Raw genomic sequence first — 14,713 nt, forward strand, 5'->3', positions numbered from 1 at the left:
CCTCACACCAACATGCTGGACACCACCCGAACCGACAGTTCGCAGACGGACGCTCCGCTCGCCGACCTCGGTCCGCTGGCCTGGGTATTCGACGAGCTGCGCAAATCGCTGGACGCCGCGAACAAAGCCATCAAGCGCTTCGTCCGTGAGACCGAGCAATCGCGCAACAACGACCTGGAAGCGGTCGACCCCAGTTCGTTGCGCGTGGCGCGCCAGCAGATTCACCAGGCCGTGGGTGCGCTCGAAATGGTGGGGCTGGGTGCTCCAGCCCAGGTGCTGCGGGCCATGGAAGCGGCGGTGCAGCGATTTGTGCAGCGCCCTCTGGTGTGCAACGAAGAGGCCGCGCGCAAGGTCGAACAGGCCAGCTTCGCGCTGGTTGAGTACCTGGAGGCGGTGCTCAACAACAAGCCGGTGCAGCCGGTGGCGCTGTTTGTGCAGTACCGCGAAGTGCAGGAGCTGGCCGCCGCCGAGCGGGTACACCCGGCCGACTTGTGGCCCTATGAGCCGCGCGGCGTGAATGTGGCGGCGCCTGCCAACACCACGCCTTTGCGCTGTGATGCACCTTTGCGTTCGCTGTTTGACCGGCTGGTGTTGCTGGTGGTCAAGACGCAAAGCCCGGCGGGTGCACAGCAGCTGGCCAAGCTCAGCGCGGGTTTGTCGGCTGGTGCAGCTGAGCCGCGCGTGCAAACTTTCTGGCGTGTGGCAGCCGCCTACTTTGAGGCGGTGGCCCACCAGTTGCTGCCTGCCGATGTGTATGTCAAGCGCGCGGCGTCGCGCATCTTGTTGCAGTTTGCCTCTTTCGCGCAGGGTCAAAACCAGGTGTCTGAGACCCTGTTGCACGACCTGCTGTTCTTTTGTTCGCAAGCCCACGGCGCCACGCCGGCCAAGACCCCGCACCTGATCGCGGTGCGTGAGGCCTTCGGTTTGCAAGCCGCAGAGCCGGTGGACTACCAGCTGGCGACGCTGGGTCGGTACGACCCGGCCATCCTGGCGCAGGCGCGCAAACGCATCAACGCGGCCAAGGAAGCCTGGTCGCTGTTTTCCGGTGGCGACGCCAGCCGGGGGCGCCAGGTGGTTGACCAGTTCGGCCTGATTGGTGATTCGCTGCTCAAGCTGCACCCGGCCAGCACGGTGCTAGCGCAAGCTTTGCTCAAGGCTGCCGATCAAGCCGCCCAGGAACCGATGGGCGTGCGCCCCGAGCTCGCCATGGAGGTGGCCACGACCACCTTGTACCTGGAAGCGGCGTTTGAAGATTTTGACCCGAACGACGCGGAGATGACCGAGCGCACCCAGGCGCTGGCGGCCCGCCTGGAACAGGTGCTGGCCGGTGCTCCCGCGCAGCCACTGGCGCCCTGGATGGAGCAGCTCTACCGCCGCGTGAGCGACCGCCAGACCATGGGCAGCGTCGTGGGTGAGCTCAAGGTGTCTCTGGGTGAGGCCGAAAAATCACTCGACCAGTTTTTCCGCGCTCCCAACGAAAAAGGCTGCCTGCACGTGGCGGTGTCGCAGCTGGCGCAAATGCGCGGTGTGCTGTCCGTGCTCGGGCTCGACCAGGCGGTACAGACGGTGGCGCGCATGCGTGCCACGGTCGACCAGATTCTGGACACCGAAGTGGACGAAGCCCTGGCCCGTGAGGCCGGCACCTTCCAGCAGTTGGGCAACAACCTGAGCGCCTTGAGCTTTCTGGTTGACATGCTGAACTACCAGCCGGCGCTGGCCAAGAAGCTGTTTGTGTTTGACGAAGAAAAAGGCGAGTTGCTGCCGCTCATGGGCCGCACCTTGACCCCAGAGGCCTCCCAGCCGTCGGCCCAACAAGACGTCGACGCCATCAGTGCGGGCGTGCAGCGCGTGGTGGAGGGCGTACAGGACGGTGTGAATCTGGCCGACCTGAGCCAGCAGCTGGACAGCCTGGCGACCCAGGCCTCGTTGGCTGAGCAGCCCGGTGTGGCCCGCGCCGCCCGCGACGCGGCCCAGGCCGTGGTGCGCGATGACGCAGCCGCTGGCGCTCAGGCGCTGGTCGATCTGTCTCAGACCGCGCCCGCCGCCAGTGCCCCGCTGGCCAACGCCCTGGCCAGCGAAGACAACGAAGAAGACGACCTGCTGGACATTTTCTTGGAAGAGGCCCGCGAAGTCGTGGGCAATGGTCTGGAGGCCGTGGGCTTGCTGCAAGTGCAGCCTGCCGATCTGGAGCACCTCACCACCCTGCGCCGCGCCTTTCACACGCTCAAAGGCAGCTCGCGCATGGTGGGGCTGGGCGAGTTTGGCGAGGCCGCCTGGGCCATGGAACAGCTGGTCAACGCCGTGTTGGCCGAGCAGCAGCCCGCGCACCCCGACATGCTCAGGCTGTCCGGCGAAGCTATGGGCGCACTGTCGCGCTGGGTTGAAGACATTGCCGCCCGAACCGATGTGGCTTGGAGCGCGCAGCCGTTTCGCGCCAGCGCCGAAGCCTGGCGCAACCAGGCGCAGTACCTGCCACTGGGCTTGCAGGCCGCGCCTCAAGCGCCAGAAGCCGACGAGCCTGTGGCCGGCTTGCCGACCGGCCATACCGATGTCTGGGAGGGTACCGAAGAACCCGCTGCGTCCACGACAGACACCCCGGCCGACGCCGAGGCTTCGCCTGATGTGACCGAGGCGGTTGCCTCGCCATCCGACCTGGCGTTTGAACTGCCGGTGGTCGATGAGACGCCGGCTGACACAGAAGAGCCCGCGCAGGCCCAAGACCGCAGCCACGGGCACGCCGATTTTGTCGATACCTCGCCTTTTGGCGACGACACCGAAGACCGTGCCGACGTGCTGTTTGTCGAGGTAGCCGGTCAGGTGCAAGAGCAGCCGATGTTCGATGAAATCGACTTCGGCAGCTTGGCAGCCTTGTCCTCACGCGCCCAATCTGCCGAGCCCGCTGCGCCGCTGCCCGGTGGCGTCGAGGCCGAGCCCGCTATTTCAACCGATGCAAAAACCGAGGCGGAAACGCCACCCGATGAACCCGCGGCGGCGGCTGCTGAACCCTTGGGGAATTTGTCCTCGGTGCTGGATGGCCTGTCGCTGGATCTGGATGACGGGCTTTCAACGGCCGCTGAAACAGAAGCCGAGCCCGAGCTTGCTGATGTGGACTTCGACTTCGATCTGGATGCCGATGCCCTGGCTTTCCCGGCCGAACAAGCGCCTGGGGTGGCATTGGACGCCACCGCAACGGTCCCGGCCGAGGGCTTTGCGTCCGAGCCGCCATGGATCGATGCCGACGCGCCTGCGCCGGACGCAGCGGATGCCGTGTCCGAGCCGATCGAGCTGCCGATGGACGCCGCCACGGAGACGGCCGATTCGGCTTATGGCGACATCCTCGACGAGCAAACCCGGGTCATTGGGTCGTTGCGCATTGGCATCAAGCTTTACAACGTATACCTCAACGAAGCCGACGAATGGTCGCGCCGTCTGGGGACCGAGCTGGCCGAATGGGCGCTTGAGCGCCACAAGCCTGTGCCAGCACCGGCCGAAGCGCTCGCCCACTCGCTGGCTGGCAGTTCGGCCACGGTGGGCTTTCAGTCGCTGTCCGACATTGCCCGGGCGCTGGAGCACGCCATTGAAGCGGTGGGCTTGCACCAGCAGGCCGGCTGGCCTGCCACGGCCGAACAGGCCGATTTGTTTGTTGCCGCGTCCGAAGAGATCCGGCGCCTGCTGCACCAGTTTGCGGCGGGCTTCCTGAAGGAGCCCAACCCCGAGCTGCTGGACGAGCTGTACCGCGTGGTGCACGAACCTGTGCCGGACGGCCTGGCGCCCGAGGCCATCGACGCGCAGGACGAGGCGCCTGCGACCGATCTGGACATTGAACTCTCCACGCAGTGGGGCGCTGAGCCCTTGGCCGCGGCAGAAGCGCCTGCCGCTCCCGTCGCCGATGTGGAGCCGGTGCCGCCAGCCGCGTTTGAAGATTCGGTGTTTGGCGAGCCCGCCACCGAATTTGCTGGCTTGCCCGAGTTGCGATCGCCGGCTGCTGGACCGGTGCAAGACATCGACGACGACATCGATGCGCTGGACACCATTGACGTGGATCTGTTCCCGATTTTTGCCGACGAGGCGCTGGAGCTGCTGCCCCAGCTGGGCGGTGCCTTGCGTCAGTGGGTGGCGCGCCCGGACAACGGCAGTGCCCGTTCCGAGGTGTTGCGCAACCTGCACACGCTCAAGGGCAGCGCGCGGTTGGCGGGTGCCTTGCGCTTGGGCGAAATGGCGCACCGCATGGAAACCACGGCCGAGCGGCTGGGGTCTGACGTGCAGCGCAGCGCCGATCTGGAGCCGTTGCAGGCCGCGTTTGACGCGATCAACGCCCGCTTTGAACTGCTGCGCCGTACCGATCCCGAGTCGCACGGCGTGGTTCAGCGGGCGCCCGAGCAGGCGCTGACTGGCATGGTGCCGGTGTTGCCCACGGCGGTGGAGACGCCCGCGCCGGCTGCGCCCGTGGCCGCGAGCCTGGAGCCTGGTCAAGGGCTCTCGGGCCTGTCGCTGCCGCGAGCGCCCACGCCGGTACAGGTGCGCGCGGGGGCTGCGGTGCGTGTGCGCCCCGAGCTGCTGGACCGGCTGGTGAACCAGACTGGCGAGGTGATGATCACGCGCTCGCGCATGGAGTCCGAGCTGGCGACCCTGCGCGGCTCGCTCAAAGACCTGACCGGCAACCTGGACCGCTTGCGCCAGCAGCTGCGCGACATCGAACTGCAAGCCGAAACCCAGATGCAGTCGCGGCTGGCCCAGGCGCGCGATGCCGACCAGTCGTTTGACCCGCTCGAATTTGACCGCTTCACCCGGGTGCAAGAGCTCACCCGCATGATGGCCGAGTCGGTGAACGACGTTGCCACGGTGCAGCGCAACCTGCAACGCGCCGTGGAATCCACCGAAGACGGCCTGGTGGCGCAAGCGCGCCAGACCCGTGAGCTGCAGCGCGACCTGCTGCGCACGCGCATGGTTGAATTTGAAGGCATTTCTGAACGCCTCTACCGCGTGGTGCGTCAGGCATCGAAAGAAACCGGCAAGCAGGTGCGGCTGGACATCACCGGTGGCCACATTGAAATGGACCGCGGCGTGCTGGACCGCATGACCGCCGCTTTTGAACACCTGCTGCGCAACAGCGTGGTGCACGGTATTGAATTGCCTGAAACCCGCCTGGCGGCAGGCAAGGCAGCTGAAGGCCGCATTGACATTCGGTTGGCGCAGGAGCTCAACGATGTTTCGGTGGTGTTCCACGACGACGGTGCCGGGCTGGATCTGCCGCGTCTGCGCGAAAAAGCCGAAGCCCAGGGCTTTGTGTTGCCCGGCGCCCAGTTGACCGACGACGCTGCGGCCCAGCTGGTGTTTGCCGCCGGGCTCAGCACGGCGCGCGAGGTGTCTGAGCTGGCCGGCCGAGGCATTGGCATGGACGTGGTGCGCACCGATGTGGTGGCACTGGGTGGCCGCATTGAAACCAGCACCCAGCCAGGCCAGGGCACCAGCTTCAAACTGGTGCTGCCGCTGACCACCGCGGTCACCCAGGTGGTGATGGTGCGCGCGGGCCCGCTCACGCTGGGCGTGCCGTCGAATCTGGTGGAGCTGGTGCGCCGTGTCAGCAGCGATGAGCTGTCTCAGGCTTACGCCAAGGGCAGCCTCACGGTGGGTGGCGAAGAGGTTCCGTTCTATTGGGCGGGTGCGTTGTTGCAGTCGTCGGCGCAGTCGCTGGAGGCCCAGGGCCGCACCTTGCCGGTGGTGATTTTCCGAAGCGCGGCCCAGCGCGTGGCCATGCATGTGGACGAGGTGCTGGGCAACCAGGAAGTGGTGGTGAAGAACCTCGGGCCGCAGCTGTCACGCTTGCCGGGCTTGGCGGGTATGTCGGTGCTCGCTTCGGGTGCCGTGGCGTTGATCTACAACCCGGTGGCGTTGGCCACGGTGTATGGCGCCCAGGTGCGCGAATGGGTGGCCAGCCAGCAGCGGCACGCGCCGCATGTGTCGGGCGATGCTCAGGCCCCGTTGGACATGGCGGTCAACGCGGTGCCGCTGGTGCTGGTGGTCGACGATTCCATCACCGTGCGGCGGGTCACGCAGCGCCTGCTGCAGCGCGAAGGCTACCGCGTGTCACTCGCTGCCGACGGCCTGCAGGCACTGGAGCGCTTGCAGCAAGAGCGGCCCACGGTGGTGCTGTCCGACATTGAAATGCCGCGCATGGACGGCTTCGATCTGGTGCGCAACATCCGAAGCGATCCGCGCCTGTCGGCCTTGCCGGTGATCATGATCACCTCGCGCATTGCCGAGAAGCACCGCGAACATGCGCGCGAACTCGGTGTGGACCACTACCTGGGCAAGCCGTATTCGGAAGACGAGTTGCTGGCGCTGATTGCGCATTACGCCAAGATTGCCGCCGAAGCCTGAACGCGCTCACCGGCATGTCCTCTCTGCTCGGAGGTCGGCCCACAAGAAAAACCCCGGTCACCGTGCCGGGGTTTTTGTTGAGGCGATCCACCGCAGGGCCGCCCCAAGGTGGATCAGCCCCTTTGGGGGCAGCGACCCGCTTAGCGGCGGAGCGTGGGGGCTAACCGACTTTGCCCGGTTTTTTGACCACCGCGTAGCGCAGCAGCGTGCGCTCGCGTGCCTCGGCGTGGTCTACCACCGGCGCCGGGTAGTGCGTGCCCAGCACCACACCCGCACTGGCCATTTCGATTTCGTTGGCTTTCCAGGGCGCGTGAATGGCAGCGTCGGGCAGCGCAGCCAGCTGCGGCAGGTAGCGCCGGATAAATTTACCGTGCGGGTCAAACTTTTCGCTCTGCGTGACCGGGTTGAAGATGCGGAAATAGGGCTGGGCGTCGCAACCACTGGAGCTGGCCCACTGCCAGCCGCCGTTGTTGGCGGCCAGGTCAAAGTCGATCAAGTGTTCGGCGAAATAGCGCTCGCCCCAGCGCCAGTCAATACCCAGGTCTTTCACCAGAAAACTGGCCACCACCATGCGCAGGCGGTTGTGCATATAGCCGGTCTGGTTGATCTGGGCCATGGCGGCGTCCACCAGCGGGTAGCCGGTGCGCCCCTCGCACCAAGCGGCAAACAGCGCCTTGCCATGCTTGCCGTGTTCAAACTTGATGTGGTCGTATTCCGGCTTGAAGGCCTTGTCCACCACATGCGGAAAGTTGGCCAGCACCTGGTGGTAAAAGTCGCGCCAGATCAATTCAGACAGCCAGGTGCTGGCGCCAGCCATGCCCTGCAAGTGCATCTGGTAGGCCACGGACGCAATCTGCCGCACGGAGATGGTGCCAAAGCGCAGGTGCACGCTGAGGTAGCTGGGGCCTTTGACGGCGGGGAAATTGCGGGCCTCGTCGTAGCGGTCGATGCGCTGCACGAAGTCTTCAAACAATTGGTGGGCGCCGCTTTCACCGGTGGGCATGGGCAGCTGGCTCAGGTTGGTCTTCTCAAACCCGATGTCGCTCAGCTGCGGCACGGGCACAGCCCATTGCGCGGGCACGGCCGCCAGCGACTTGGCGTAGCGCGCCACCGGGTAAGGCTTCAGGTGGTAAGGCGTGAGTTGCTTGAACCAAGCATTTTTGTACGGCGTGAACACACCAAAGGCGTGGCCGGCCTGGGTCAGCACCTCGCGGCGCTCAAAGATCACGTGGTCTTTGTGGCTGTGCAGCAAGATGCCCGCGTGGGCCAGCGTGCCAAAAATGTGGGCGTCGCGGGCCAGCGCGGCGGGCTCGTCGTCGTGGTTCGCAAAAACTGCCTGCACCTGCAGCTGCTGGGCCAGCGCTGGAATGGCCGTCAGCGCCTGGTCGTTCAGCACGATCAGGCCCACGTCTTCGGCGCCGTTCGCTCGGCCCATGGCGCGCAAATTGGCGTCCAGTTCCACCAGCGACTCGCGGATGAATTCCACCCGGCGGTCGGCGCGGGGCAGCGGGTTCAGAATGTCGGTGTCGAACACGAACACGCACCACACTTGGCGGCACACCTTGAGCGCGTGGTAGAGCGCGGCGTTGTCTTGCGCACGCAGATCGCGGCGGAACCACATCAGCCCTTTGGTGTAGGTGTTCATGGGAGGCAGTCGAATGTCGGCACGGCCGTGCGCGGTGGGGTGGGCGGCTTAAAATGACCGCATGTCTGCTGATTTTGCCCCCATCAATCTGACCAATCACTTTCTGATTGCGATGCCCGGTCTCAGCGACGAGCTATTTGGCCGCAGCGTGGTGTTCATGTGTGAACACAGCGAACGTGGCGCGCTGGGTCTGGTGATCAACAAACCCAGCGACATTTTGTTGCCCCGGTTGTTTGAAAAAGTGGACCTGCCCATGGGCCGTGACGACCTGGCCTTGCAGCCGGTGTTTCAAGGTGGCCCGGTGCAAACCGAGCGCGGCTTTGTGCTGCACGAAGCCATTGAGGGCGGTGAGGGCGAGTCGGTTTACGCCTCCACGCTGTCCATTCCCGGCGGGCTGGAAATGACCACTTCCAAAGACGTGCTCGAAGCCATGGCGTCGGGCGCGGGGCCGCGCAAGGTTTTCGTGACGCTGGGCTATGCGTCCTGGGCGCAGGGGCAGCTGGAGTCGGAGATCACCGAAAACAGCTGGCTCACCGTGGAGGCCGACCCGAGCCTGATTTTTGACGCGCCGGTGGCCGAGCGCTACGAGCGGGCCATGGCCCTGCTTGGCTTGCAGCCCTGGATGCTGTCGCCCGACGCGGGCCACGCATGAGCCTGGCTGCCCCCATGCCAGTCTCGCCCCAGGTGCCCGCACGCTGCCAACGTTTTCTGGCTTTTGACTACGGTCTCAAGCGCACCGGGGTGGCCAGCGGCAACCGCTTGACCGCCACGGCAACCCCGCAAGCCACCATCAAAGCCGAGGGCGACGCACGCCTGGTGCAGATTGCTGCGCGCATCCGGGAATGGCAGCCCGATGCCCTGGTGGTCGGCGTGCCGTACCACCCCGACGGTGCCGCGCACGAAAACACCGCCCGAGCGCTGAAGTTTGCCCGGCAGCTGCGTGGCCGCTCGGGTCTGCCGGTGTTTGAGGTGGACGAGCGCTACAGCACCACCGAAGCCCATGCCCTGGGCGCCAAGGACGCCGACGCCGCGTCGGCCTGCATCATCCTGGAACAGTTTTTGAGGAGTTTGTCTTGACCCAATCGATCCAGCTGGACGCGGAAGCGCTCTACACCGAGCTCTTGCGTGGCGTGAAAAAGCTCATTGCGGCCACGCCGCAACCGCTGTATCTGGCGGGCATCACATCGGGTGGTGCCTGGCTGGCCATGCGCCTGCAAAAAGACCTGGGACTTGAGGGCGACGCCGGTGTGATTTCATCGAGCATGCACCGCGACGACTTTGCCAAGCGCGGCCTGGCGCTCAGTGCGCAGACCATGCTGCCATTTGACGTGAACGGCGCCCATGTGTTGCTGGTGGACGATGTGCTTTACACCGGGCGCACGCTGCGCGCCGTGATCAACGAATTGTTTGACTACGGCCGGCCTGCCAGCGTGAAGCTGGCGGTGCTGGCGGACCGTGGCGGGCGCGAACTGCCCATTGAGGCCAATGTGTGCGCCGCCACGCTGAATTTGCCCGAAGACCAGTCACTCGAACTCGCGCGCGACGAGAGCGGGCGTCTGAGCTTCGTGCTGGAAAGAAAGGAGGCCTGACCGTGCCACGCAATCCCCAGCTCAACAAAAACGGCGAGCTCATTCACTTGCTGTCCACCGAAGGGTTGTCGCGCGACATCCTCACCAACATCCTGGATACCGCCGGCAACTTCGTGAGCGTGAGCAACCGCGAGGTGAAAAAGGTGCCGTTGCTACGCGGCAAGAGCGTGTTCAACCTGTTTTTCGAAAACAGCACCCGCACCCGCACCACGTTTGAAATTGCCGCCACGCGCCTGAGCGCCGACGTGATCAACCTCGACATTGCGCGGTCGTCCGCCTCCAAGGGCGAGAGTCTGCTGGACACCATTGCCAACCTGAGCGCCATGGCGGCCGACATCTTTGTGGTGCGCCACAGCGAGTCGGGCGCGCCTTACCTGATTGCCCAGCACGTCGCTCCGCATGTGCACGTGGTCAACGCGGGCGACGGCCGCCACGCGCACCCCACGCAGGGCCTGCTGGACATGTACACCATCCGGCACTACAAAAAAGACTTCACCCAGCTGTCGGTGGCCATCGTGGGTGATGTGCTGCACTCGCGCGTGGCGCGCTCGGACATCCACGCGCTGACCACCCTGGGCTGTCCGGACGTGCGCGTGGTCGGCCCGCGCACCCTGGTGCCGAGCGACATGTCGCACATGGGCGTGCGCGTGTGCCACACACTGGAAGAAGGCATCAAAGACTGCGACGTGGTGATAACCCTGCGCTTGCAAAACGAGCGCATGAGCGGCGCGCTGCTGCCGTCCAGCCAAGAGTATTTCAAAAGCTTTGGCCTCACGCCTGAGCGCCTGCACTGGGCCAAGCCCGACGCCATCGTGATGCACCCAGGCCCGATCAACCGGGGCGTGGAAATTGATTCGGCCGTGGTGGATGGCCCGCAAAGTGTGATCTTGCCGCAGGTGACTTTTGGCATCGCCGTGCGCATGGCGGTGATGGGCATCGTTTCCAGTCACGATGCATGAGCAAGGCCTCCACACTCCGCCGCTGCGCGGGTCGTTGCCCCCCGAGGGGGTTGGCCTTGCTTGGGGCGGCCCTGCGCTGCGGCCGCACGCTTTCAGAGAGAGAGTTCAACCTATGAAAATCCTGATTCAGAACGGCCGCGTCATGGACCCGGCCACCGGACGCGACGAACCGGCCGATGTGGCGATTGCCGCTGGACGCATCATCGCCATGGGTCAGATCGCGCCCGACTTTCAGCCCAACCGCACCATCGATGCCCGCGGTTGCGTGGTGGCGCCTGGCCTGGTGGACTTGTCGGTGCGGCTGCGCGAGCCCGGCCAGGAACACGCCGGCATGCTGGAGAGCGAAATGGCGGCGGCCGTGGCCGGTGGCGTCACGTCGCTGGTGTGCCCGCCCGACACCGACCCCGTGCTCGACGAGCCGGGCCTGGTGGACATGCTCAAGTTTCGTGCTGAAAAACTGCACCTGGCGCGCGTGTTCCCGCTGGGCGCGCTCACACGCGGGCTCAAGGGCGAGGTGCTGACCGAAATGGCCGAGCTCACCGAGTCCGGCTGCATTGGTTTTGGCCAGGCCGAGGTGCCCATCGTCAACGTGCAGGTGCTGCAGCGTGCGCTGCAATACGCGGCCACCTTTGGCTACACCGTGTGGCTGCGCCCGCAAGACTTCTGGCTCGGCAAGGGCGTGGCCGCCAGCGGTCCGCTGGCCACGCGGCTGGGTTTGTCGGGCATTCCGGCAGCCGCCGAAACCATTGCGCTGCACACCTTGTTTGAGCTCATGCGCGCGGTGCAGGGCAAGCCCGCGGGCAGCCCGGGTGCGAGGGTGCACCTGTGCCGCATCAGCAGCGCGGCCGGCTTGGCCCTGGTGCGCCAGGCCAAGGCCGAAGGTCTGCCCGTGACCTGCGATGTGAGCGTGCACAACCTGCACCTGATCGACGTGGACATTGGCTTTTACGACAGCCGCCTGCGCCTGCAGCCACCGGTGCGCCAGCAGCGCGACCGCGACGCGCTGCGTGCGGGGCTGGCCGACGGCACCATCGACGCCCTGGTGTCCGACCACAACCCGGTGGACAGCGATGCCAAGACACTCCCGTTTGCCGAAGCCGAACCCGGAGCCACCGGCGTGGAACTGCTGTTGGGCCTGGCCTGCAAATGGGCGCAGCAAGACGGCCACAGCCTCATGCAAGCGCTGACTGTGCTCACCCGTGGCCCGCAGGCGGTGCTGGGGGCCAGCCTGGGTACGTTGCAGGCCAGCGTGGGCCGCCTGGCGGTGGGCGGTGTGGCCGACCTCTGCGTGTTCGACCCCAGCCAAGGCTGGACGGTGCAGCGCGGCGCGCTGCGCAGCCAGGGCAAGCACACGCCTTTTGAAGGCCACGAATTGCCGGTCTCCGTGCGTGCCACGCTGGTGGGTGGGCAATTTGCCCACCAGGCTGCGGGCACCGATCAGGCTTTTGCTGCGTGAGCCGCCTGCGCGCCACCGGGCGCGCACTGCGTGCCGTGGGCCACGTGGTGCGCGGGCTGTGGATCATCCGCAGCGAGTTTGCCCAACTCACGCCCGCCCAAACCCAGTTGCACGTACGCGAATGGTCGCGCCAGATGCTGTGCATCATGGGCGTGGAGTTGTTGGTGCGCGATACACCGCCCGGCACAGGCCCGGCGCTGCTGGTGGCCAACCATGTGTCGTGGCTCGACATTTTGGTGATGAACGCCGCACACCCGGCCCGCTTTGTCTCCAAGGCCGACGTGAAGCACTGGCCCGTGTTGGGCTCGCTGATCACCGGCGCCGGCACGCTCTATATTGAGCGCGAAAGCCGGCGCGACGCCATGCGCGTGGTGCACCACATGGCCGAGCGGCTGCAGGCACAGGACACGCTGGCGGTGTTCCCCGAGGGCACCACAGGTGACGGCCGCACGCTGCTGCCTTTTCATGCCAACCTGTTTCAGGCGGCCATTGCAGCCCAGGCACCGGTGGTGCCGGTGGCCTTGCGGTTTGTGGATGGCGCGAGCGGACAGCGCAGCGACGCCCCGGTGTTCATTGGTGACACCACGCTGATCGCGTCCATCTGGACCACACTGCGCGCCAGCAGCCTGCAGGCCGTGGTGGCCTATGGCGAGCCACAGACCCACGATGGCCGTGACCGCCGGGCCTGGGCGCAAGACCTGCGCACCGAGGTGGAGCGCCTGCTTGAGGCGCCCCCAAGCGCCCGCTGAAGCGCCAGGTTTCAGGCTTTCATGCGCTGCAGCATCAGTTCGGTGTTGGCCTTGCGGTCAGCGCCCACCTGTTGCACCGTGGCGCGCTCGCCCAGGCGCTTCAAATAGTCTCGCACCGGCAGATCGGCCAGAAAGTCGCGCCCGTAGATGATTTTGGTGGCGCTGCTCACCAGCGGCAGGTGCACCAGCGCGGCGCAGTCGGCCAGGGTGAAAGTGTCGCCCGCAATGAAGGGTGAAAACTGGGTCAGCTTGGCAAAGGCCGCCACGTTTTTTTCCAGTTGCTGGCCCGTCTTTTCCTTGGCGCTGTCGCTCACCTTGCCGCCAAAAAACGCTTCGGGGTACAGGTTGCGCGCCACCAGCTCCAGGTGCAGTTCGAGGTAGCGCAGCAGCTCGCGCACTTTGGCGGCTGCAAAGGGGTCGGCGGGCAGCAGCGGGTGCTGCGGGTATTTGGCCTCAATGTATTCCAGCATCACCGTGGATTCGCACAGCGTGCCTTCGTCGGTTTTCAGGTAGGGCACCTTGCCCAGCGGGCTGGCGGCGGTGTCGGTCTGGCCGACCCAGGCCAGCTCTTCTTCAAACGGCACGCCTTTTTCGAGCAGGGCGAGTTTGACCTTGTTGTAGTAGTTGCTGGCCGCGAATCCGCAGAGGGTGAGCATGGGGGAGTCTCCGTTGGTTTGGGGGTGGCTGCATGGTAGCGACGAGGGGTCTGTGGGTACGTCGCGCAGGCAACAGAGGCGCCCCGCGTGCACCTGCTCGTGGCGGCTGATAGACTTGTGGAATGTCTTTCATGCGTGTTTACCGCCGTTTCACCGTTGGGCTGGCAATGCTGGCCATGGTGCTCGGCGTGCTCGCGCCCACGGTGGCGCAAGCGGTGGTGAGCGCGTCTGGCCAGGCCCAGTGGGTTGAGGTGTGCAGCACGAGCGGCATGGTGTGGGTCAAGGCCGACGGCGGTGCCGAACTGGGCGCGCCAAGCGAGGCACCCTCGAACCCCATGGGAGACATGTCGGAGTCTTGCCCGTGGGGCACCCTGCATGGCGGTGCTGCTGGCGCACCCGGCAGAGCATTGGCCTTTGTTGGCCCCTTCCTGAGCGCCGAGCCCCCGCCGGCCTTCCTGTTCTTCGCCACGATCTCGGGTGTGTGGGCCGTTGCCCACGCCCGCGCACCCCCCGCTGCTTCCTGAAATCACCCGGTTCGCAGACCCTGTAGCAAGGGGTTGCGCGTGTTTATGGATTTTCAGGAGGCCGCATGCCTCATGGTTTGTTTTCGGTGGTCGTTGCGCCTGCACGGCGTGCCATTGCCTTGGGTTTCACGGCGGCAGTGTGTCTGGGTCTCAGCGGCCTGCTGACGGCTTGCGGGCCCGCGTCGAGTGCTTCACAAGCACCGGCTTTCAAAGGCATTGACGTCACGGGGGCGGCCTACGGCCGACAACTGGCGCTGACCGACATGACCGGGCAGCCCCGCACACTGGCCGACTACCGCGGCAAGGTGCTTATGCTGTATTTCGGGTTTGTGCAATGCCCCGACGTGTGTCCCACTGCGCTGGCCCGGGCCTCAGAGGTGATGCAGCAGCTGGGGCCCGATGCGGCACAGGTGCAGTTGTTGTTCGTCACGGTGGACCCCGAGCGCGACACGCCCGCCTTGTTGCGCGAGTACATGGCGGCATTCGATCCGGCCTTCATGGCGCTCACCGGAGACGCTGCCGCCATCCAGGCCGCCGCCAGCGAGTTTCGTGTGTATTTCAAAAAAATACCGACCGGCAGCAGCTACACCATGGACCACACCGCGTTGACGTACCTGCTCGACCGAACCGGCCACATTCGGGTGGCGCTGCGCCATGAACAAACCGCAGCCGACTACACCGCCGACATACAAAAGCTGCTGGCCGAAAAACCGGTTTAGCCAGCCTTTTTCTACAGCCTGATTGCACTTTGCGT

At 65.6% G+C, this 14,713-nt stretch carries 11 protein-coding genes; 9 read left to right on the forward strand and 2 right to left on the reverse strand.

Annotated elements, in window-relative coordinates; genetic code table 11:
• Positions 1-12 precede the first annotated feature (12 nt).
• Positions 13-6,381 carry a hybrid sensor histidine kinase/response regulator gene (locus AC4QBL_RS01195; protein WP_472906782.1) on the forward strand — a complete coding sequence of 2,123 codons (6,369 nt, stop codon included), beginning with the start codon at positions 13-15 and terminating at the stop codon, positions 6,379-6,381.
• 160 nt (positions 6,382-6,541) lie between these two features.
• On the opposite strand, the gene AC4QBL_RS01200 is transcribed toward AC4QBL_RS01195, so the two are convergent.
• Positions 6,542-8,026 carry a cryptochrome/photolyase family protein gene (locus tag AC4QBL_RS01200; protein ID WP_472906781.1) on the reverse strand — a complete coding sequence of 495 codons (1,485 nt, stop codon included), beginning with the start codon at positions 8,024-8,026 and terminating at the stop codon, positions 6,542-6,544.
• Between the two features lie 61 nt (positions 8,027-8,087).
• On the opposite strand from AC4QBL_RS01200, the gene AC4QBL_RS01205 reads away from it, so the two are divergent.
• The 6 genes from AC4QBL_RS01205 (at position 8,088) to AC4QBL_RS01230 (ending at position 12,779) form a co-directional block, all read left to right on the forward strand.
• A complete protein-coding gene (locus AC4QBL_RS01205) occupies positions 8,088-8,678 on the forward strand; it encodes a YqgE/AlgH family protein (protein ID WP_472902059.1) in 591 nt (196 codons plus the stop codon).
• Positions 8,675-9,103, forward strand: a complete 429-nt coding sequence (gene ruvX, locus AC4QBL_RS01210) for a Holliday junction resolvase RuvX (RefSeq protein ID WP_472906780.1) — start codon at positions 8,675-8,677, stop codon at positions 9,101-9,103. The genes AC4QBL_RS01205 and ruvX overlap by 4 nt, the downstream gene beginning before the upstream one ends.
• Positions 9,100-9,615 (forward strand): bifunctional pyr operon transcriptional regulator/uracil phosphoribosyltransferase PyrR, encoded by a 516-nt coding sequence (pyrR, locus tag AC4QBL_RS01215; protein WP_472906779.1) that lies wholly within the window; start codon positions 9,100-9,102, stop codon positions 9,613-9,615. Before ruvX ends, pyrR begins: the two co-directional genes overlap by 4 nt.
• Positions 9,612-10,574, forward strand: coding sequence for an aspartate carbamoyltransferase catalytic subunit (locus AC4QBL_RS01220; protein ID WP_472902076.1), 963 nt, complete (start codon positions 9,612-9,614; stop codon positions 10,572-10,574). Before pyrR ends, AC4QBL_RS01220 begins: the two co-directional genes overlap by 4 nt.
• Before the next feature lie 112 nt (positions 10,575-10,686).
• The gene (locus AC4QBL_RS01225) at positions 10,687-12,030 is read left to right on the forward strand and encodes a dihydroorotase (RefSeq protein ID WP_472902062.1); all 1,344 of its coding nucleotides are present in this window, start codon (positions 10,687-10,689) and stop codon (positions 12,028-12,030) included.
• Positions 12,027-12,779 carry a lysophospholipid acyltransferase family protein gene (locus AC4QBL_RS01230; RefSeq protein ID WP_472902063.1) on the forward strand — a complete coding sequence of 251 codons (753 nt, stop codon included), beginning with the start codon at positions 12,027-12,029 and terminating at the stop codon, positions 12,777-12,779. Before AC4QBL_RS01225 ends, AC4QBL_RS01230 begins: the two co-directional genes overlap by 4 nt.
• Positions 12,780-12,790: 11 nt before the next feature.
• Here AC4QBL_RS01230 and AC4QBL_RS01235 read toward each other — a convergent pair whose 3' ends face one another.
• Positions 12,791-13,435, reverse strand: a complete 645-nt coding sequence (locus AC4QBL_RS01235; RefSeq protein ID WP_472902064.1) for a glutathione S-transferase — start codon at positions 13,433-13,435, stop codon at positions 12,791-12,793.
• Positions 13,436-13,566: 131 nt separating this feature from the next.
• Here AC4QBL_RS01235 and AC4QBL_RS01240 point away from each other — a divergent pair, with 131 nt between their 5' ends.
• Both AC4QBL_RS01240 and AC4QBL_RS01245 read left to right on the forward strand, forming a co-directional pair.
• On the forward strand, positions 13,567-13,959 hold the full coding sequence (locus AC4QBL_RS01240) for a DUF2946 family protein (protein WP_472906778.1): 393 nt from the start codon (positions 13,567-13,569) through the stop codon (positions 13,957-13,959).
• Positions 13,960-14,024: 65 nt separating this feature from the next.
• A complete protein-coding gene (locus tag AC4QBL_RS01245; RefSeq protein ID WP_472906777.1) occupies positions 14,025-14,678 on the forward strand; it encodes an SCO family protein in 654 nt (217 codons plus the stop codon).
• Positions 14,679-14,713: the final 35 nt, after the last annotated feature.

The organism is Hydrogenophaga sp. L99, from assembly GCF_058731905.1.

Bases quoted from the DNA above. Each gene is read 5' to 3' on its own strand.
- AC4QBL_RS01195 (WP_472906782.1), top strand. From the start codon at position 13: ATGCTGGACACCACCCGAACCGACAGTTCGCAGACGGACGCTCCGCTC.
- AC4QBL_RS01200 (WP_472906781.1), bottom strand. From the start codon at position 8,026: ATGAACACCTACACCAAAGGGCTGATGTGGTTCCGCCGCGATCTGCGT.
- AC4QBL_RS01205 (WP_472902059.1), top strand. From the start codon at position 8,088: ATGTCTGCTGATTTTGCCCCCATCAATCTGACCAATCACTTTCTGATT.
- ruvX (WP_472906780.1), top strand. From the start codon at position 8,675: ATGAGCCTGGCTGCCCCCATGCCAGTCTCGCCCCAGGTGCCCGCACGC.
- AC4QBL_RS01225 (WP_472902062.1), top strand. From the start codon at position 10,687: ATGAAAATCCTGATTCAGAACGGCCGCGTCATGGACCCGGCCACCGGA.
- AC4QBL_RS01235 (WP_472902064.1), bottom strand. From the start codon at position 13,435: ATGCTCACCCTCTGCGGATTCGCGGCCAGCAACTACTACAACAAGGTC.
- AC4QBL_RS01240 (WP_472906778.1), top strand. From the start codon at position 13,567: ATGCGTGTTTACCGCCGTTTCACCGTTGGGCTGGCAATGCTGGCCATG.
- AC4QBL_RS01245 (WP_472906777.1), top strand. From the start codon at position 14,025: ATGCCTCATGGTTTGTTTTCGGTGGTCGTTGCGCCTGCACGGCGTGCC.